General features: G+C 70.3%; 16 protein-coding genes and 3 tRNA genes. 10 read left to right on the top strand and 9 right to left on the bottom strand.

The genetic code is table 11. The features are described 5' to 3' along the window. Positions 1–58: 58 nt before the first annotated feature. Together hrpA and ABTZ91_RS11645 are read left to right on the top strand one after the other, a co-directional pair. Positions 59–4039, top strand: coding sequence for an ATP-dependent RNA helicase HrpA (hrpA, locus tag ABTZ91_RS11650; protein ID WP_352076945.1), 3981 nt, complete (start codon positions 59–61; stop codon positions 4037–4039). A gap of 156 nt (positions 4040–4195) precedes the next feature. Continuing rightward, a tRNA-Asp gene (locus ABTZ91_RS11645) sits at positions 4196–4269 on the top strand. Between the two features lie 412 nt (positions 4270–4681). Here ABTZ91_RS11645 and bldC read toward each other — a convergent pair. Next, positions 4682–4888, bottom strand: coding sequence for a developmental transcriptional regulator BldC (gene bldC / locus ABTZ91_RS11640; protein ID WP_003949541.1), 207 nt, complete (start codon positions 4886–4888; stop codon positions 4682–4684). A gap of 545 nt (positions 4889–5433) precedes the next feature. Beyond that, positions 5434–6330, bottom strand: a complete 897-nt coding sequence (locus ABTZ91_RS11635) for a hypothetical protein (protein ID WP_352076944.1) — start codon at positions 6328–6330, stop codon at positions 5434–5436. A 153-nt stretch (positions 6331–6483) separates the two neighbouring features. On the opposite strand from ABTZ91_RS11635, the gene ABTZ91_RS11630 reads away from it, so the two are divergent. Then, complete coding sequence (locus ABTZ91_RS11630) at positions 6484–7572, top strand: Glu/Leu/Phe/Val dehydrogenase dimerization domain-containing protein (RefSeq protein WP_352076943.1); 1089 nt, start codon at positions 6484–6486, stop codon at positions 7570–7572. 288 nt (positions 7573–7860) lie between these two features. Continuing rightward, positions 7861–8118 (top strand): DUF3073 domain-containing protein, encoded by a 258-nt coding sequence (locus ABTZ91_RS11625; RefSeq protein ID WP_345486740.1) that lies wholly within the window; start codon positions 7861–7863, stop codon positions 8116–8118. 159 nt (positions 8119–8277) lie between these two features. On the opposite strand, the gene purM is transcribed toward ABTZ91_RS11625, so the two are convergent. The 4 genes from purM to ABTZ91_RS11605 all read right to left on the bottom strand — a co-directional run bounded on the left by purM (position 8278) and on the right by ABTZ91_RS11605 (position 12847). After that, complete coding sequence (gene purM / locus ABTZ91_RS11620) at positions 8278–9345, bottom strand: phosphoribosylformylglycinamidine cyclo-ligase (RefSeq protein ID WP_352076942.1); 1068 nt, start codon at positions 9343–9345, stop codon at positions 8278–8280. Between the two features lie 45 nt (positions 9346–9390). Continuing rightward, positions 9391–10917 carry an amidophosphoribosyltransferase gene (gene purF / locus ABTZ91_RS11615; protein WP_352076941.1) on the bottom strand — a complete coding sequence of 509 codons (1527 nt, stop codon included), beginning with the start codon at positions 10915–10917 and terminating at the stop codon, positions 9391–9393. Positions 10918–11136: 219 nt separating this feature from the next. Continuing rightward, complete coding sequence (locus ABTZ91_RS11610; RefSeq protein WP_352076940.1) at positions 11137–12003, bottom strand: META domain-containing protein; 867 nt, start codon at positions 12001–12003, stop codon at positions 11137–11139. Between the two features lie 55 nt (positions 12004–12058). Next, the gene (locus ABTZ91_RS11605) at positions 12059–12847 is read right to left on the bottom strand and encodes a sterol carrier family protein (protein ID WP_352076939.1); all 789 of its coding nucleotides are present in this window, start codon (positions 12845–12847) and stop codon (positions 12059–12061) included. A gap of 93 nt (positions 12848–12940) precedes the next feature. Between ABTZ91_RS11605 and ABTZ91_RS11600 the strand changes: the two genes are divergently transcribed. Further along, on the top strand, positions 12941–13345 hold the full coding sequence (locus ABTZ91_RS11600) for a nuclear transport factor 2 family protein (protein ID WP_352076938.1): 405 nt from the start codon (positions 12941–12943) through the stop codon (positions 13343–13345). Between the two features lie 147 nt (positions 13346–13492). On the opposite strand, the gene purL is transcribed toward ABTZ91_RS11600, so the two are convergent. The 3 genes from purL to purS form a co-directional block, all read right to left on the bottom strand. Next, complete coding sequence (purL, locus tag ABTZ91_RS11595; protein ID WP_352076937.1) at positions 13493–15742, bottom strand: phosphoribosylformylglycinamidine synthase subunit PurL; 2250 nt, start codon at positions 15740–15742, stop codon at positions 13493–13495. Between the two features lie 85 nt (positions 15743–15827). Further along, on the bottom strand, positions 15828–16508 hold the full coding sequence (gene purQ / locus ABTZ91_RS11590; RefSeq protein ID WP_345486749.1) for a phosphoribosylformylglycinamidine synthase subunit PurQ: 681 nt from the start codon (positions 16506–16508) through the stop codon (positions 15828–15830). Next, positions 16505–16774, bottom strand: a complete 270-nt coding sequence (gene purS, locus ABTZ91_RS11585; RefSeq protein WP_128978044.1) for a phosphoribosylformylglycinamidine synthase subunit PurS — start codon at positions 16772–16774, stop codon at positions 16505–16507. The genes purQ and purS overlap by 4 nt, the downstream gene beginning before the upstream one ends. A 307-nt stretch (positions 16775–17081) precedes the next feature. On the opposite strand from purS, the gene ABTZ91_RS11580 reads away from it, so the two are divergent. The 5 genes from ABTZ91_RS11580 to ABTZ91_RS11560 all read left to right on the top strand — a co-directional run bounded on the left by ABTZ91_RS11580 (position 17082) and on the right by ABTZ91_RS11560 (position 19702). Further along, positions 17082–17423, top strand: a complete 342-nt coding sequence (locus ABTZ91_RS11580) for an Lsr2 family protein (RefSeq protein WP_352076936.1) — start codon at positions 17082–17084, stop codon at positions 17421–17423. Between the two features lie 167 nt (positions 17424–17590). Continuing rightward, a tRNA-Gly gene (locus tag ABTZ91_RS11575) sits at positions 17591–17662 on the top strand. An 81-nt stretch (positions 17663–17743) separates the two neighbouring features. Continuing rightward, positions 17744–17816 (top strand) — tRNA-Gly (locus ABTZ91_RS11570). 144 nt (positions 17817–17960) lie between these two features. After that, positions 17961–18926 (top strand): ABC transporter ATP-binding protein, encoded by a 966-nt coding sequence (locus ABTZ91_RS11565; RefSeq protein WP_352076935.1) that lies wholly within the window; start codon positions 17961–17963, stop codon positions 18924–18926. Next, a complete protein-coding gene (locus ABTZ91_RS11560) occupies positions 18923–19702 on the top strand; it encodes an ABC transporter permease (protein WP_352076934.1) in 780 nt (259 codons plus the stop codon). Before ABTZ91_RS11565 ends, ABTZ91_RS11560 begins: the two co-directional genes overlap by 4 nt.

Genomic DNA, 19702 nt, shown 5'->3' with positions numbered 1-19702 from the left:
GACCGACTCGTAAATCGGTTCGCCGCTTCTCGGCCGCAGGTGCGATCCTGGATTCCGTATGTCTACTTCCTTCGCCGCCCTCCAGTCCGTCCTGGCCGAGGTCTCGCTGCGGGACTCCCACCGGCTCGGCCGCCGTCTCGAAGGCGCCCGCCGCATCCGCAAGCCCGAGGCCCGCGAGGCCGTCCTGGACGAGATCGCCGCCGAGGCGGCCAAGGCCAAGGAGCGCGTCGACGCGCGCGCCGCCCGCGTGCCCACGGTCACCTACCCCGAGCAGCTCCCGGTCTCGCAGAAGAAGGACGAGATCCTGGAGGCGATACGCGACCACCAGGTCGTGATCGTCGCCGGTGAGACCGGTTCCGGAAAGACGACGCAGATCCCGAAGATCTGCCTGGAACTGGGCCGTGGCGTCCGGGGCATGATCGGGCACACCCAGCCCCGCCGGATCGCCGCCCGCACGGTCGCCGAGCGGGTCGCGGAGGAGCTGAAGACGCCGCTGGGCGAGGCGGTCGGCTGGAAGGTCCGCTTCACCGACCAGGTCAACCCGGACGCGACCTTCGTCAAGCTGATGACGGACGGCATCCTGCTCGCCGAGATCCAGACGGACCGCGAGCTGCGCGCGTACGACACGATCATCATCGACGAGGCCCACGAGCGGTCCCTCAACATCGACTTCCTGCTCGGCTATCTGGCCCAGCTGCTGCCGAAGCGCCCGGACCTGAAGGTCGTGATCACCTCCGCGACCATCGACCCCGAGCGCTTCTCCCGCCACTTCGGGGACGCGCCGATCGTCGAGGTCAGCGGCCGCACGTATCCGGTGGAGGTCCGCTACCGCCCGCTCCTGGAGGAGGACTCCGACGAGTCCGACCGGGACCAGATCACGGCGATCTGCGACGCGGTCGACGAGCTCCAGAAGGAGGGGCCGGGCGACATCCTGGTCTTCCTCTCCGGCGAGCGGGAGATCCGCGACACGGCGGACGCGCTGACGAAGAAGAAACTCTTCAACACCGAGATCCTGCCGCTCTACGCCCGGCTGTCGCACGCCGAGCAGCACCGGGTCTTCCAGGCCCACTCCGGCCGCCGGATCGTCCTCGCCACGAACGTCGCCGAGACCTCCCTGACCGTCCCCGGCATCAAGTACGTGATCGATCCGGGCACCGCCCGCATCTCGCGCTACTCGCACCGCACCAAGGTGCAGCGGCTGCCGATCGAGCCGATCTCGCAGGCCAGCGCCAACCAGCGCAAGGGCCGCTGCGGCCGTACCTCGGACGGCATCTGCATCCGGCTGTACTCCGAGGACGACTTCCTCACCCGCCCGGAGTTCACGGACGCGGAGATCCTGCGGACCAACCTGGCCTCCGTCATCCTCCAGATGACCGCGGCCGGCCTCGGCGACATCGAGAAGTTCCCCTTCATCGACCCGCCGGACCACCGCAACATCCGGGACGGCGTGCAGCTCCTCCAGGAGCTCGGCGCGCTCGACCCGACCCAGAAGGACCCGAAGAAGCGGCTCACCGAGCTGGGCCGCAAGCTCTCCCAGCTGCCGGTCGACCCCCGGCTCGCCCGCATGGTCCTGGAGGCCGACAAGAACGGCTGCGTCCGCGAGGTCATGGTGATCGCGGCGGCGCTGTCCATCCAGGACCCGCGCGAGCGGCCGGCCGAGAAGCAGGCGCAGGCCGACCAGATGCACGCCCGCTTCAAGGACGAGACCAGCGACTTCCTCGCCTTCCTCAACCTGTGGCGCTACATCCGCGAGCAGCAGAAGGAGCGGGGTTCGTCGTCCTTCCGCCGGATGTGCAAGCAGGAGTACCTGAACTTCCTGCGGATCCGCGAGTGGCAGGACATCTACGCGCAGCTGCGCACGGTCGCCAAGCAGATGGGCCTCCACGTCGAGGAGCCTTCGGCGGACACAGCCGTGCCGGAGCAGTCCGTGCACGTGTCCCTGCTGGCCGGCCTGCTGTCGCACATCGGCCTGAAGGACGTGAAGGACGCCAAGGAGGGCCGGGACCCGAAGCGCGAGGGCACCCGCAACGAGTACCTGGGCGCCCGCAACGCCAAGTTCGCGATCTTCCCGGGCTCGGCGCTCTTCAAGAAGCCCCCGCGCATGGTCATGTCCGCCGAGCTGGTGGAGACCTCGCGGCTGTGGGCACGGGTGAACGCGCGGATCGAGCCCGAGTGGGTCGAGCCGCTGGCCCAGCACCTGGTGAAGAAGACGTACAGCGAGCCGCACTGGGAGAAGGACCAGGCGGCGGTCATGGCCTTCGAGAAGGTGACGCTGTACGGCGTGCCGATCGTCGCCGACCGCAAGGTGAACTACGGGCGGATCGACCCCGAGGTCTCCCGGGAGCTGTTCATCCGCAACGCGCTCGTCGAGGGCGACTGGCGCACCCACCACAAGTTCTTCGCCGACAACCGCAGACTCCTCACCGAGGTCGAGGAGTTGGAGCACCGCGCCCGGCGCCGGGACATCCTCGTCGACGACGAGACGCTGTTCGACTTCTACGACAAGCGGGTGCCCGAGCACGTCGTGTCGGGGGCGCACTTCGACTCGTGGTGGAAGCACAAGCGCCGCGAGGAGCCGGAGTTCCTCGACTTCGAGCGCGAGATGCTCATCAACGAGAAGGCCGCCGGGGTCACCAAGGACGACTATCCGGACTCGTGGCGGCAGGGCCCGCTGAAGTTCCGGGTGACGTACCAGTTCGAGCCCGGCGCGGACGCGGACGGCGTGACCGTCCACATCCCGCTCCAGGTGCTCAACCAGGTCACCGACGAGGGCTTCGACTGGCAGATCCCGGGCCTGCGCGAGGAGGTCGTCACGGAGCTGATCCGCTCGCTCCCCAAGCCGATCCGCCGCCACTACGTGCCCGCGCCGAACTTCGCGACCCGCTTCCTGGACTCCACCGTCCCGGTGCAGGAGCCTCTGACGACGGCGCTCGCGCGCGAGCTCCAGCGGATGGTCGGGGTGCCGCTGACGGCGGACGACTTCGACTGGGCGAAGGTCCCCGAGCACCTCAAGATCACCTTCCGGATCGTCGACGAACGGCGCCGCAAGCTGGCCGAGGACAAGGACCTGGAGGCGCTGAAGCTCCGCTTGCGCCCCAAGGCCCGTCAGGCGCTCTCCAAGGCCGCGAAGGCGGCCACGGCGGGCCCGGACGGCTCCGGGCCGTCCCTGGAGCGCACGGGGCTGAAGGACTGGACGATCGGGACCCTGACGAAGGTCTTCGAGACCCGGCGGGCCGGCCAGCCGGTGAAGGCCTATCCGGCGCTCGTGGACGAGGGCGACAGCGTCGCCGTACGCCTCTTCGACACCGAGGAGGAGCAGGCGCAGGCGATGTGGCGGGGCACCCGGAAGCTGATCATGCTGAACATCCCGGTGAACCCGGCGAAGTTCGCCTCGGACCGGCTGACCAACCAGCAGAAGCTGGCCCTGTCCGCGAACCCGCACGGCTCGGTCCAGGCCCTCTTCGAGGACTGCGCGACCGCGGCGGCCGACCGGCTGATCGCGGACCACGGCGGCCCGGTGTGGGACGAGGAGTCGTTCCGGAAGCTGTACGACAGGGTCCGCGCGGACCTCGTGGAGCTGACCGTGCGGACGGTGGGCCAGGTGCAGCAGGTCCTGGCGGCCTGGCAGGCGTGTGAGCGGCGGCTGAAGGCCACGAGCAGCCCGGCGCTGCTGCCGAACCTGACGGACGTGCGCGAGCAGCTGTCCTGGCTGATGCCGGCCGGCTTCGTCACGCGGACGGGCCTGAAGCGGCTGCCGGACCTGATGCGCTATCTGGTGGCGGTGGACCGGCGGCTGCAGCAGATGCCGACGGGCGTGCAGCGGGACACCACCCGGATGCAGAAGGTCCACGAGATGCTGGACGAGTACGCCTGGCTCCTGGAGCAGCTGCCGAAGGGCCGCCCGGTGCCGTCCTCGGTCACGGACATCCGCTGGATGATCGAGGAGCTGCGGGTGAGCTACTTCGCGCACGCGCTCGGCACGGCGTACCCGGTGTCGGACAAGCGGATCGTGAAGGCGATCGACGCGGCCGTCCCGTAGGCGGCCAGGGCGGCCCGGGGGCGACCCGTAGGCGGCCGAGCGGCGCCCCGGCGGCCGCCTCGGCGGTGCCGTTCCCCGGGCGGCCCGGCGCCGGTTCGACCAGACCGCCGAGCTGCTGTACAGTTTTCCTCGCAGCCGCTGCTCAAAGGCTGCGAAGGTCCTGTGGAGCAGTTGGTTAGCTCGCCACCCTGTCAAGGTGGAGGTCGCGGGTTCAAGTCCCGTCAGGATCGCAAGCGAAGAAGGCCCGCACCGTTCGGTGCGGGCCTTCTCGCGTTCCCACGAACGAGGGACCAAGGTCCCACCGGGCGGTGACCAATGGCGCGTTGGCGAACTCCCCGGAAGTGGCAGGCTGTTGGTTGGCAAGACTCGTGCCGTGTGACGGGTGTCACTGAATCCGTTTCAGAAACCACCGTACTTACACCTTCCCTACATGCCCCCGATTTAATATGTGCAATTGCACCAGCCGGACACCCGTGGGCGCGGACACAAAAAGATCGCGCTGGACCCGGCGGAGTCCAGCGCGATCGATGGCGAAGACCTGTTGGGGCAGGTGTTCGCCGGCAGAGCTTGGGGTGGGCTTACCGGGTTGGGGGACCCGGCGGATGCCCGGTGTTACGGGGTGTCGCGTACCTCGCGTGCGCCTCAGGCCTCGCTGCGCTGCTGCGGAATGCCCGCCAGCAGAGCGCGGACCTCGGCCTCGCGGTACCGGCGGTGCCCACCCAGGGTGCGGATGGACGTGAGCTTTCCGGCCTTCGCCCAACGGGTCACCGTCTTCGGGTCCACGCGGAACATCGTGGCAACCTCGGCAGGGGTCAGCAGCGGCTCGGCATCAGGGGTGCGAGCGGTCATGAGCGGCCTCCTCGGGAGAACCGAACCTTCTCGGTTCTTTCCTCTAAATTCTGCACCTTGACCCGCCTTGCCCGAAATGGCAGAAGCGGGCCGAGTCGGTTATAGGACGAACGGCTTGTCCTCGGCACTACAACTACACCATCCGTCCAGCCACGTCGGCCAAACCGATGGAATTGCCCTCGCAGGTGTTCATCAGCGGCGGAAGTCGATGGACCATGCCATAACGGACAGTCACGCCACTGTGACGATCAGTCACAGAGCGATCAGGAGTCCTCAGACCCCCCATAGAGTGCAATGCTGAGCGTTCCGCCCAATCTTGGACGGAAGGAACCCTCCCCGGACTCCTTGTCCTATTTTGGCACGAGGGTGGGCGATAGGCGCAAGGGTGCGGTAAGTGCTGTCCGTCACGCTTGAGCCAAAGGCCCGGATCGGGACCTACGTCCCGCCACACCCGCACCAACGGTCCCACCAGAGCACACCAAAGACCCGAACAGGTGTCCAGCGATGAAGATCATTTACATCAGATGGAGATGTCCTGTCGATGGTCAGTTCGCGAACTCCAGGTTGCGGACCGCCCGCCACCGCTCCGCGAGACGCTCGTAGGCCTCCCGCGCGACCTCCCCCTCGCCGTCCCGCAGCGCCGCGATCCCCTCCGCCACGTCCGCCGCCGACCGGTCCGCCGCCAGCGCCTCGGCCGGGACCGCGTGCACCAGACCGCCGTAGTCCAGCTCCACCAGCGCCCGCGGATGGAACTCCTCCAGCCAGCGGCCCACCCCGACGAGGCTCTCGGTCATCGGGCCCTCCGCGATCGCCCCCCGCAGGGCCTTCAGCGACCGCGCGAGACGCCGCCGCGCCTGCGCCATCGGCGTCCGGTAGCGCAGCACCGCCCCACCGGACCCTCCCGCCCCACCAACGGACCCTCCCACCCCGCCACCGGACGCTCCCGCCCCGCCGGCCGGCGCGTACTCCCGCTCCTCGTCCGAGAACAGCGCGAACCAGCTCAGCGGCACCCGCCACACCGCGCTGCGGATCCACGGCCGCGCGTCCGGATTCCGCTCCAGCCACCGCTCGTGGTCCGCCACCACCTGCTCCCGCACCACCGGCGGCAGCATCGCGTCCAGGACCGGCGCCGGCAGCGTCCCGCCCACCAGCTCCTCCATCGCCAGCCAGCCCCGCAGCCGGGTCCGCCACGGGCAGACAAGCACCGCCCCGTCCACGGCCGCCACGAACGCGTCACCGCTCTCGTGCACCGGCACCGGCACCGGCGGCACCGGCAACAAGTCGGCCAGCGAGCGGCGCAGTTCGTCCTGTGCGCCCGGGAGGTCCGTACGGCGGGCGTAGCGGGCCCAGTACTCCCGCTCCGCGACCGGGAACGCGGCCAGCGGCTCGTACACGCGCAGATAGGAGGCGTAGGGGACCAGCACCGAGGACGCGACCGACATGTCGCAAATCCTTCCACGCGCGTACTCCTGGAGGGGGTGATCCTCGGCACTGCGTCCCTGCTACGGCCAGGTAGGACTTAACCTTCTGCCGTTCCGGTCCCACCCCCACCCGCAGGGGGGACCTTCCGCCGCCTCGTTTTGGGAGTCACCACCGTGACCGATGTGACCGGCGTTCCTGACGTACTGCACACCCTGTTCCACTCGGAGCAGGGGGGCCACGAGCAGATCGTGCTGTGCCAGGACCGCGCCACGGGCCTCAAGGCCGTCATCGCCCTCCACAACACCGCCCTGGGCCCCGCCCTCGGCGGCACCCGCTTCTACCCGTACGCCACCGAGGCCGAGGCGATCGCCGACGCCCTCAACCTGTCCCGCGGCATGTCGTACAAGAACGCCATGGCCGGGCTCGACCACGGCGGCGGCAAGGCCGTCATCATCGGCGACCCCGAGCAGATCAAGACCGAGGAGCTGCTCCTCGCCTACGGCCGCTTCGTGGCCTCCCTCGGCGGCCGCTACGTCACCGCCTGCGACGTCGGCACCTACGTGGCCGACATGGACGTCGTGGCCCGCACCAACCGGTGGACCACCGGCCGCTCCCCCGAGAACGGCGGCGCCGGCGACTCCTCCGTCCTCACCGCCTTCGGCGTCTTCCAGGGCATGCGCGCCTCCGCGCAGCACCTGTGGGGCGACCCGACGCTGCGCGGCCGCAAGGTCGGCGTCGCGGGCGTCGGCAAGGTCGGCCACTACCTGGTGGAGCACCTGATCTCCGACGGCGCCGAGGTCGTGATCACCGACGTCCGCGAGGAGTCGGTGCGCCGGATCACCGAGAAGTTCCCGCAGGTCTCCGTCGTCGCCGACACGGCGGCCCTGATCCGCGTCGAGGGCCTGGACGTCTACGCGCCCTGCGCGCTGGGCGGCGCCCTGAGCGAGGAGACGGTGCCGTTCCTCACCGCGAGCGTCGTCTGCGGCGCGGCCAACAACCAGCTGGCCCACCCGGGCATCGAGAAGGACCTCGTGGAGCGCGGGATCCTCTACGCGCCCGACTACGTGGTCAACGCCGGTGGCGTGATCCAGGTCGCCGACGAACTGCACGGCTTCGACTTCGACCGCTGCAAGGCCAAGGCCACGAAGATCTTCGACACCACGCTCGAGATCTTCGCACGTGCGAAGGCGGACGGCATTCCACCGGCCGCGGCGGCCGACCGGATCGCCGAGCAGCGCATGGCCGAGGCGCGGCGGGCCTGAGTCTTGACAGATCCGGCCCGCCGTCGGGGGCGATTCGCGAGACTTCGCTCACGCCGATCGGCGGGTCGGACATCAAGAAGAGGTTAAAATCGCGACTGACCAGCGAGGACAGGGCACCTCGATGGTTCTGTACCGGGGTATGTGATGCGCGCGGCGTACCGTAGACCGACGGAAACAGGTACCGTTGAAGCCCTACGGACCGGTCTCTCTCCCGAGAGCCCGTTCCGAACCATGAACGCGTGTCAAGACTCTGGGGCCGTCGAGCCCCGTCACCGAGGGGGTCGAGCCATGGGGCGCGGCCGGGCAAAGGCCAAGCAGACCAAGGTCGCCCGCCAGCTGAAGTACAGCAGCGGCGGGACCGACCTTGCGCGTCTGGCCCACGAGCTGGGCGCTTCGACGACTTCGAGCCAGCCGCCGAATGGCGAGCCGTTCGAGGACGACGACGAGGAAGACGACCCGTACGCGCAGTACGCGGATCTTTACAACACGGACGACGAGGACGAGGACGACGAGTCCGGTCCGGCGTCCACTCAGCGTCGCGCTTGACCTTCTGAACATGGAAACCCGGTCCGGGCACCCCGGACCGGGTTTCTGCGCTGTCCGGGGTGAGCCGTGCCCGCCAGGCGGGCACGCGACGCGTGACGCCGAAGAGCACCCCTTGACGTCAAGGGGTGCTCTTCGGCGTACGTTCTACGGTGGCGGCGGCTACTTCGCGTAGTCGCCGACCAGCTCGGCGCCGGTCTCCTTGTCGCCGCGCTCGGTGATCTCGCCGGCGACCCAGGACTCCACGCCCCGGTCGGCGAGGGTCGTCAGGGCCACGTCGACCGAGTCGGCCGGGACCACGGCCATCATGCCGACGCCCATGTTCAGGGTCTTCTCCAGCTCCAGGCGCTCGACCTGTCCGGCCGTGCCGACCAGGTCGAAGACGGCGCCAGGGGCCCAGGTCGAGCGGTCCACCACGGCGTGCAGGCCGTCCGGGATCACCCGGGCCAGGTTGGCGGCGAGGCCGCCGCCCGTGATGTGGCTGAAGGCGTGCACGTCGGTGGTGCGGGTGAGCGCCAGGCAGTCGAGCGAGTAGATCTTGGTGGGCTCCAGGAGCTCCTCGCCCAGGGTCCGGCCGAACTCCTCGACCCGCTGGTCGAGGGTCATGCCGGCGCGGTCGAAGACCACGTGCCGGACGAGCGAGTACCCGTTGGAGTGAAGCCCGGAGGACGCCATGGCGATGACGGCGTCACCCGTACGGATACGATCCGCGCCGAGCAGCCGGTCGTGCTCCACGACACCGGTGCCGGCGCCGGCCACGTCGAAGTCGTCCGGTCCGAGCAGGCCCGGGTGCTCCGCGGTCTCGCCGCCGACCAGGGCGCAGCCGGCCAGGACACAGCCCTCGGCGATGCCCTTGACGATGGCGGCGACCCGCTCGGGGTGGACCTTGCCGACGCAGATGTAGTCGGTCATGAAGAGCGGCTCGGCACCGCAGACGACGATGTCGTCCATGACCATGGCGACCAGGTCGTGGCCGATGGTGTCGTACACGCCCATCTGGCGGGCGATGTCGACCTTCGTGCCGACGCCGTCGGTGGCGGAGGCGAGCAGCGGACGCTCGTAGCGCTTGAGGGCGGAGGCGTCGAAGAGACCGGCGAAGCCGCCGAGGCCGCCGAGGACCTCGGGGCGCCGGGTCTTCTTCACCCACTCCTTCATGAGCTCGACGGCGCGGTCGCCCGCTTCGATGTCGACGCCCGCGCTCGCGTAGCTGGCACCAGTGGTCTGAGACATGGGTTCAGAGCTTTCGTGTCGTACTGCGGGGTGTGCAGCGGGGTCTTACGGGCGGCGCAGCGCGTCGGCGGCCGCGGTGGCGGCCGGGCCGGCGGCCAGCTCGGTCTCCAGGAGCTGCTTGCCGAGCAGTTCGGGGTCCGGAAGCTCCATCGGGTACTCGCCGTCGAAGCAGGCACGGCAGAGGTTCGGCTTCGCGATGGTCGTCGCCTCGATCATCCCGTCGAGGGAGATGTACGAGAGCGAGTCCGCGCCGAGCGACTTGCCGATCTCCTCGACCGACATGCCGTTGGCGATCAGCTCCGCGCGGGTGGCGAAGTCGATGCCGAAGAAGCACGGCCACTTCACCGGCGGGGAGGAGATCCGGATGTGGACCTCGGCGGCGCCGGCCTCGCGGAGCATCCGGACCAGCGCGCGCTGGGTGTTGCCGCGGACGATCGAGTCGTCGACGACCACCAGGCGCTTGCCCTTGATGACTTCCTTGAGGGGGTTGAGCTTCAGCCGGATGCCCAGCTGGCGGATGGTCTGCGAGGGCTGGATGAAGGTCCGGCCGACGTAGGCGTTCTTGACCAGGCCGGCGCCGAACGGGATGCCGGAGGCCTCCGCGTAGCCGATGGCGGCCGGCGTGCCGGACTCCGGCGTCGCTATCACCAGGTCGGCCTCGACGGGGGCCTCCTTGGCGAGCCGGCGGCCCATCTCCACGCGGGAGAGGTACACGTTCCGGCCGGCGATGTCGGTGTCGGGGCGGGCCAGGTACACGTACTCGAAGACACAGCCCTTGGGCTTCGCTTCTGCGAATCGAGAGGTGCGGATGCCGTTCTCGTCGATCGCGATCAGCTCGCCCGGCTCGACCTCGCGGACGAAGCTGGCGCCGCAGATGTCGAGGGCGGCGGACTCGGAGGCGACCACCCAGCCGCGCTCGAGCCGGCCGAGGACCAGCGGGCGGATGCCCTGCGGGTCACGCGCCGCGTAGAGCGTGTGCTCGTCCATGAAGACGAGGGAGAAGGCGCCCCGGACCTCGGGGAGGATCTTCGCGGCCGCCTGCTCGATGGTGAGCGGCGTGCCGTCCTCGGCCGCCTGGCCCGCGAGGAGCGCGGTGACCAGGTCGGTGTCGTTGGTGGCGGCGACCTGGGTGGAGCGGCCCTCCCGCTTGGGGAGGTCGGCGACCATCTCGGCCAGCTGCGCCGTGTTCACCAGGTTGCCGTTGTGGCCGAGCGCGATCGAGCCGTGGGCGGTGGCCCGGAACGTCGGCTGCGCGTTCTCCCACACGGAGGCCCCGGTGGTCGAGTAGCGGGCGTGACCGACCGCGATATGACCCTGGAGGGAACCGAGAGAGGTCTCGTCGAAGACCTGGGACACGAGGCCCATGTCCTTGAAGACGAGGATCTGGGAGCCGTTGCTGACCGCGATTCCCGCGGATTCCTGGCCCCGATGCTGGAGGGCGTAGAGCCCGAAGTACGTGAGCTTTGCGACCTCTTCGCCCGGAGCCCAGACACCGAAGACGCCACAAGCGTCCTGGGGGCCTTTCTCACCGGGGAGCAGATCGTGATTGAGTCGACCGTCACCACGTGGCACGTCTCCGAGTGTAGGCGAGGTCGACCACTGGTCCGAATTCCCTCAGGACGTGATACAGCGGCTGTACGATCGTACGAACTGATCGTCGCTGGCTTGTCGGAGCCCACAAAGCCGGTGGGGCAAGGGCGGCAGCCGGGTGGCGTGATCAGAGCGCACCCCCGTACGGCACGGTCCGAACGGTCGGGATGTGACGGACCTCGCAGGAACGAGCCGGTGCTTTCAGCCCTCGAACGTTTCCGCGCGGGCCGTGAAGCCCTGCCCGTCCACGTCGGTGACCGTCAGCGTGCGGTGGTCGAGCCGGTAGGTGAGGGGGCCGTCGAGGGCCTCGTACAGCTTGGTCTCCAGCTCCATCTGGGGGCCGGTGCAGATCATCCGGGTCGTCGCGATCGCCCCGAGGGTGATCGTCTTCCCGGAGATCGTCGCCGGGGCGGAGACCCGGTTGCAGCCGAGGCTGCCGGAGAGCCGGCCGTCCTTGCCGAAGGCCAGCTTCGCCTTGCCCTCCGAGCCCGCCGGGAGCGACGCGGACGTCTCCCCGCTGAGCAGCGCGTCCACCGTCCAGCTGGTGCCGACCAGCGGGGCGCCGGGCTCGGCGACCAGCTCCAGGACCTTGCGGCCGTCGGGCGAGGTCAGGGTCAGCCCCTTCTCCCGCGTCTTCCCCTCGAGCTTGCCGGTGAAGGCCTTCAGGAACGCCCGTTCGAACCGGTCCCGGTCGGCGGGGCAGCCGATCAACGTGACCTCGTGCGTGGAGACGGTGAGGGTGTCCCCGTTCACGGCGACGGCGGCACCGAAGCTGTTGCAGCCGGTGTTCCCCTTGGCCCGGCCGTTCTCCTCGACCTCCAGGCGCGCCCCCGGCGGGGCGACCGAGCGGGCGCCGTCCACGGTCACGGCGGCGATCGTCCAGTGGCTTCCCGCGACGGGCAGGTCGGGCGTGTCCGGGTCACCTCCCGCCCCCGGTCCCGTGCCCGGCTCCGTACCGCAGGCGGAGAGCAGGGCGAGGGCAAAGACGGTCAGGGCTGCGGTGAGTGTGCGCGGCTTCTGCATGCCGATGGGACGGCCGCCGTGCCCGTACGGTTCCTCGAGCCCCACCCCTGCGGCTCCCGGTCACGCGTACGGTTCCCCGGCCCGTCACCCGTAGGGTTCCTCAGCCCATCAGCGGCAGCAGTCCCGCCAGGTCCGCCCGCTCGCCACTGGCGCTCACCCGGGCCGCGTCCAGCTCCGCGGCCCAGCCGGCCCGGCCGGTCGCGAGCCGGATCCAGGTCAGCGGGTCCGTCTCGATCACGTTGGGCGGGGTGCCCCGGGTGTGCCGGGGCCCCTCGACGCACTGCACCACCGCGTACGGCGGGACCCGCACCTCGACCGCGCCGCCGGGGGCCTTCGCCGCGAGGGCGTCCGCGAGCAGCCGGGTGCAGGCGGCGAGCGCCTGGCGTTCGTACGGGATGCCGGCGCCGGTCGCCGCGTTGAGGTCGTCGGTGTGCACGACCAGCTCGACGGTCCGGGTGACGAGGAAGTCGGCGAGCGTCATGGCGCCGAGGCCGAACGGGAGCAACCGGGTGTCCGGGGCACCGTCGACCGCCTCCTGGTAGGCCCGCTCGGCGCGGCCGTACGTCCCGGCGAGGTCGGAGGCGTCGAGTCCCCGGGTGTGCTCGTCGATCAGTCCGGCGATCCCGGCCGACGCCGACGGCCAGTCCAGGAGGGCGAGTTCCCGCTTCGCCGGCTCGGGTCGCGCGAGCAGCCGCGGCACGGCCTCGATCCCCCACGCCACGTGCGCCGCGAGGTCCCGCACCGTCCACTCCCCCAGCCGGGTCGGCCCGTCGAGCGCGTCGGGCGACAGGGCGAGGACGGCGTCCCGTACGTGCCCGAACTGGGCGAGGACGGCCGCGCGGATCTTGGTGGAGTCGTAGCTGCGGGGGCGCTTCCTGGCAGGTGGCATGGGGGCGAGGGTAGTCGGAGACTGGGGAGGGAGGGCCGCCGCACGCACACACGGCCACCGCACACCCATACGTATGAGAGGGGCCGATCGGCCATGGCTGAGCACCCTGACGCCGCCGTGGTCCGCAAGGGCTACGAAGCCTTCTCCACGGGCGACATGGAGACCCTGCGGTCGCTGATGACCGCGGACTGCACCCACCACTCACCGGGCAGCAGCCGGATGTCCGGCCACTTCAAGGGCGCCGACAACGTCCTCGCCCACTTCGGTCAGCTCATGGAGCTCACCGGCGGCACCTTCCGGGTCGAACCGAAGGGCATCTACCCGGACGGCCGCGGCCATGTCATGTCGGTGCACAAGTGGCACGCCGACCGAGGCGACCGGGGCATCGAGATGGAAGGCGGGCTCTTCTTCACCATCGTCGGCGGCAAGGTGACCGACGTCGACGAATGCGTCGCGGACATCGACGAGGCCGACGCGTTCTGGGACCAGGCAGACTGAGACCCGGAACGGACCGCGAACCGGAACGGACCGAGCCTCGAACGGACCGCGAACCGGAACGGACCGCGCCCCGGACTCCGGCGGGCGGGCCCGGACGCGAGCAGCCCCCGCCCGACGACGGGCGGGGGCTGCTCCACGAGCGGGAAGTCAGGCCAGCAGGCCCGGGATCGTCGCCTCGTGCGCGGCGCGCAGCTCCTCCAGGGAGACGCTGAACTCGCCCTGCACCTCGACCGCGTCGCCGTCGACGACACCGATCCGGGTCGCCGGCAGACCCCGCGCACCGCACATGTCGGTGAAGCGGAGCTCCTCGCTGCGCGGGACGGCGACGACCGCACGGCCGGCCGACTCGCTGAAGAGGAACGTGAACGCGTCCAGGCCCTCGGGCACGACCAGACGCGCGCCGTTGCCGCCGCGCAGGCAGGACTCGACGACCGCCTGGACGAGTCCGCCGTCGGACAGGTCGTGGGCCGCGTCGATCATGCCGTCGCGGGAGGCCGCGATCAGGATCTCGCCGAGCAGCTTCTCCCGGTCGAGGTCCACGGCCGGCGGCATGCCGCCGAGGTGCTGGTGGATCACCTCGGACCAGGCCGAGCCGCCGAACTCCTCCTTGGTGTCGCCGAGCAGATAGAGGAGCTGGCCCTCTTCCGCGAAGGCGATCGGGGTGCGGCGGTTGACGTCGTCGATCACACCGAGGACGGCCACGACCGGCGTCGGGTGGATGGCCACGTCACCGGTCTGGTTGTACAGCGACACGTTGCCGCCGGTGACCGGGGTGCCGAGCGCGAGGCAGCCGTCCGCGAGACCACGGGTGGCCTCGGCGAACTGCCACATCACGGCCGGGTCCTCGGGCGAACCGAAGTTCAGGCAGTCCGAGATCGCCAGCGGCTTCGCGCCGGTGGCGGCCACGTTGCGGTACGCCTCCGCGAGCGCGAGCTGCGCACCGGTGTACGGGTCGAGCTTGGCGTAGCGGCCGTTGCCGTCGGTCGCCATGGCCACGCCCAGGTTCGACTCCTCGTCGATCCGGACCATGCCCGCGTCCTCGGGCTGCGCGAGGACGGTGTTGCCCTGCACGAAGCGGTCGTACTGATCCGTGATCCACGCCTTGGAGGCCTGGTTCGGGGAGCCGACCAGCTTCAGGACCTGGTCCTTCAGCTCGGCGCCGCCCTGGGGGCGGGGCAGCTTGCCGGCGTCGTCGGCCTGCAGCGCGTCCTGCCACTCGGGGCGCGCGTACGGCCGGTGGTAGACCGGGCCCTCGTGCGCGACCGTGCGCGGCGGGACGTCGACGATCTGCTCGCCGTGCCAGAAGATCTCCAGGCGCTCGCCGTCGGTCACCTCGCCGATGACGACGGCGATGACGTCCCACTTCTCGCAGATCTCCAGGAAGCGGTCGACGTGCTGCGGCTCGACGATCGCGCACATGCGCTCCTGCGACTCGCTCATGAGGATCTCCTCGGGCGAGAGCGTCGCGTCGCGCAGGTGCACCTTGTCGAGGTCGACCCGCATGCCGCCCGAGCCGGCGGAGGCCAGCTCGGAGGTGGCGCAGGACAGGCCGGCGCCGCCGAGGTCCTGGATGCCGGCGACCAGCTTCTCCTTGAAGATCTCCAGGGTGCACTCGATGAGGAGCTTCTCCTGGAAGGGGTCGCCGACCTGGACGGCGGGGCGCTTGGTCGGCTTCGTGTCGTCGAAGGTCTCGGACGCGAGGACCGAGACGCCGCCGATGCCGTCGCCGCCGGTGCGGGCGCCGTAGAGGATGACCTTGTTGCCGGGTCCTGAGGCCTTGGCGAGGTGGATGTCCTCGTGCTTCATGACGCCGATGCAGCCGGCGTTGACCAGCGGGTTGCCCTGGTAGCAGGAGTCGAAGACGACCTCGCCGCCGATGTTCGGCAGGCCCAGGCAGTTGCCGTAGCCGCCGATGCCGGCGACGACACCGGGCAGCACGCGCTTGGTGTCGGGGTGGTCGGCGGCGCCGAAGCGCAGCGGGTCGACGACCGCGACCGGGCGGGCGCCCATGGCGAGGATGTCGCGGACGATGCCGCCGACGCCGGTGGCCGCGCCCTGGTAGGGCTCGATGTAGCTGGGGTGGTTGTGCGACTCGACCTTGAAGGTGACCGCGTAGCCCTGGCCGACGTCGACGACGCCCGCGTTCTCGCCGATGCCGACGAGCATGGCGTCGTTGACGGGGGTCTTCTCGCCGAACTGCTTCAGGTGGACCTTGCTGCTCTTGTACGAGCAGTGCTCGGACCACATGACGGAGTACATGGCGAGCTCGGCGCCCGTCGGACGGCGGCCGAGGATCTCGCGGATGCGCTCGTACTCGTCCTGCTTGAGGCCGAGCTCCTTCCAGGGCTGCTCGACGTCAGGCGTCTCGGTCGCGTGCTTGACGGTGTCGAGGGTCACGCTCGGTCGCTCCTTCGCGCGGGGTGGTGCGGGTGTCGCGGGCTGGGGCGCTCAGTCGCTCCCTCGGCTGTTCCGGCGTCGAGAGTCATGCGTTGACCAGCTTCTTGAGGATCGAGGTGAAGAAACCGAGCCCGTCGGTCTTGCCGGTGCCGACCAGCGGCTCCACGGCGTGCTCGGGGTGCGGCATGAGGCCGACGACGTTGCCCGCGGCGTTGGTGATGCCCGCGATGTCGCGCAGGGAGCCGTTGGGGTTCAGGTCGAGGTAGCGGAAGGCCACCCGCCCCTCCGCCTCCAGCTCGTCGAGCGTGCGCTCGTCGGCCACGTAGCGGCCGTCCATGTTCTTGAGCGGGACCTCGATCTCCTGGCCCCGGGTGTAGTCCGAGGTCCAGGCGGTCTCCGCGTTCTCCACCCGCAGCTTCTGGTCGCGGCAGATGAAGTGGAGGTGGTTGTTGCGCAGCATGGCGCCCGGCAGCAGGTGGGCCTCGGTGAGGATCTGGAAGCCGTTGCAGATGCCGAGGACGGGCATGCCCGCCTTCGCCTGCTCGATGATCGTCTCCATCACCGGCGAGAAGCGGGAGATGGCGCCGGCCCGCAGGTAGTCGCCGTAGGAGAAGCCGCCGGCGAGGACCACCGCGTCGACCTGCTTGAGGTCCTTGTCGCGGTGCCAGAGCGAGACGGGCTCGGCGCCCGCGAGGCGGGCGGCGCGCAGCGCGTCCTGGTCGTCGAGCGTTCCGGGGAACGTGACGACGCCGATGCGTGCGGTCACGACGAGGCCCCGGCGGTCTCGGTGGACTCGACCCGGACGGTGAAGTCCTCGATCACGGTGTTGGCAAGGAAGGTTTCGGCCATCTCATGGATGCGGGCGAGGGCGGCGTCGTCGACCGGTCCCTCCACCTCCAGCTCGAAGCGCTTCCCCTGGCGGACGTCGGCGATCCCGTCGAAACCGAGGCGGGGCAGTGCACGCTGCACCGCCTGTCCCTGCGGGTCGAGGATCTCCGGCTTGAGCATGACGTCGACTACGACGCGTGCCACTGGCACTCCCGGTGGTGTGTTGCGTGGGCGGTTCCCTCAGCGTACCTCCCTCCAAATTCTACGCGGGTAGAAGCCTGAAGGATCCTACAAAGACCAGGAGGCGGCACCCCGCTGAATTCCAGCGAAATAAGGCGGGACACGCGGAGACAATTGCCTGGGCTTCCCCCTGCGATACCCCGCGCTGTACAAAGGAATGCAGAACGACGCAGTATTTGCCAGGGGTGGCCGCGATGACGGCATCACCGCACGTCAGAGTGGTGATGGCACCGTTCGGGAGACGGCGATCCCCAGGAAAGGACCGATATCCGTGGCTCAGCGTGTGGTGGTCACCCTCTTCGACGACATCGACGGCGGAGAAGCGGCGGAAACGGTCGCGTTCGGCCTGGACGGGAAGATGTACGAGATCGACCTGAATCCCGCCAATGCAAAGAAACTGCGCACCGCGCTCGCGCCGTACCTCGCCGCGGGCCGCAAGCTGAGCACGCGCGACGGCAGGTCGGCCGCGCCCGCCCGGAGCGAGTACACGCACACCGCGCTCGCCCCGGACCCGGCGGCCGTCCGCGCCTGGGCCCAGTCCAACAAGCTGGACGTGCCCGCCCGCGGCCGGATCCCCAAGCGGATCTACGAGGCCTTCCAGGCCGCGAGCTGACCCCGCGCCGCTCACCCGCCATGACGGGTGGGCGGCGGACCACGACGGGGTTCACGACTTGGGCCACGACCTGGCCACGACCCGGATTTGCGCCGCACCCCCCATGATCCGCTAGAGTCTGGAGCACGCCGAGGGGCGAGGCCGCAAGGCCGGACCTCACGCAGCGTGCGGGTGTAGTTCAGTAGCAGAACAGCCCCCTTCCAGGGGGAAGGCGCAGTGTGCGATCCCTGTCACCCGCTCTGCATCACGGTTACCGAGCACTCCGGTGCGTTTGGTAGAGTGGTGCTCGCACCGCCCGGTGAAAGCCGAGCGGAGGCAATGCGGACGTGGCTCAGTTGGTAGAGCATCACCTTGCCAAGGTGAGGGTCGCGAGTTCGAATCTCGTCGTCCGCTCAGGGAGCGAAGGCCCCGGTTCTCAGGAATCGGGGCCTTCGTCGTATCCGGAAACCTCGATGGCCGCCCGCCCATGACATTTGTCAGCGGGCCCCGTGACAGCGCGCACTGCCGAAGGCCCGAGGCCGGCACCAGCCTGGACCCATGACACCTGCGATCGAGGCGGACGGCCTCCACCGGACCTACTCCGGCGGCTTCGAGGCCGTCGGCGGGATCTCCTTCACCGTGCCCCGGGGCGAGGTCTTCGCCCTCCTCGGCACCAACGGCGCCGGCAAGACCTCCACCGTCGAACTCCTGGAGGGCCTCGCCGCCCCGACCGGCGGCACCGCCCGCGTCCTCGGCCACGCCCCGTACCGCGAACGCGCCGCCGTCCGCCCCCGCATCGGCGTCATGCTCCAGGAAGGCGGCTTCCCCTCCGACCTGACCGTGGCCGAGACCGTACGCATGTGGGCCGGCTGCACCAGCGGCGCCCGGCCCGCCGGCGAAGCCCTGGCCGCCGTCGGGCTCACCGACCGCGCCCGCGTCCGGATCAAGCAGCTCTCCGGCGGCGAACGACGCCGGCTCGACCTCGCGCTCGCCCTCCTCGGCCGCCCCGAGGTCCTCTTCCTCGACGAACCCACCACCGGTCTCGACGCCGAGGGCCGCCGCGACACCTGGGACCTGGTCCGCCGGCTCCGGGACCAAGGCACCACCGTCCTCCTCACCACCCACTACCTGGAGGAGGCCGAGACCCTCGCCGACCGGCTCGCGATCATGCACCGCGGCCGGATCGTCGCCTCCGGCACCCCCGCCGAGGTCACCGCGGCCCGCCCCGCCCGGATCCGCTTCCGGCTCCCCGAGGGCACCGGCGCCGAGCGGCTGCCGCTCGGCCTGAAGGCCGCCGCGTACGGCCGGCGGGTGGAGATCCGCACGTACGACCTCCAGGAGGCGCTCGGCGAACTCCTCGCCTGGGCCCGCGCCACGGACGTACGGCTCGAACAGCTCGACGCCCGGTCCGCCTCGCTGGAGGAAGCCTTCCTGGAGATCGCCTCCCGCGCCGACGGCATCACCGGAGATCTCGCCGACGACACCGGCTTCGCCCACCCCCACGCACAGGAAGAGGCCCGATGAACGCCACCGCCACGCGCCTGACCGCCCTCGGACGGGCCGAGCTGACCCTCCTCGGCCGCAACCGGAACAACCTCTTCGTCGCCCTGCTCATGCCGGTGCTGATGATCTTCCTGCTGCGCACCTCGCTGGCGGAGATGGACGAGGCCGGCCTCCCCATGGGCCTCGCGGAGGCCACCGCCGTCGGCGGCACCGGCATGATCCTCTGCCTTGTCGTCTACATGAACCTGGTCGCGACCTACGTCGCCCGCCGCGAGGAACTGGTCCTCAAGCGGCTGCGCACCGGAGAGGTCCGCGACACCGAGATCCTCACCGGCGCCGCCCTCCCGGCCGCGGTGATCGCGCTCGTCCAGTGCGCGGTGCTGACCGCCCTCGGCCCGGCCGCCCTGGGCGCCCACGCCCCGCGCCGCCCCGACCTGCTGCTCCTCGGCGTCCTGGCCGGGATCGTGCTGCTGGCCGCGCTGGCCGCCGTCACCACCGTGATCACCCGCACCGTCGAGAGCGCCGGCCTGACCACGCTGCCCTTCTTCCTGGTCTCCGCCATGGGCTCGGGGCTGATGGTGCCCATGGACGCGCTGCCGGACCCGGTCGCCTCGGTCTGCTCGCTGCTCCCGCTCAGCGGAGTGATGGAGCTCGTCCGGGCCGGCTGGCTCGGCACCGGCGGGACCGGCGGGATCGGCGGGAAGGAGCTGCTGGGCGCGGCCCTCACGACGGTGGCCTGGATCGTGCTGAGCGTGTTTGCTGTCCGGAAGTGGTTCCGCTGGGAACCGCGGCGCTAG

This window comes from Streptomyces sp. NPDC126499, assembly GCF_040302485.1.
Classification (GTDB): Bacteria; Actinomycetota; Actinomycetes; order Streptomycetales; family Streptomycetaceae; genus Streptomyces.
The sequence above is the reverse complement of the archived record's forward strand: the minus strand, read 5'-3'. Positions and strand labels throughout refer to the sequence as shown.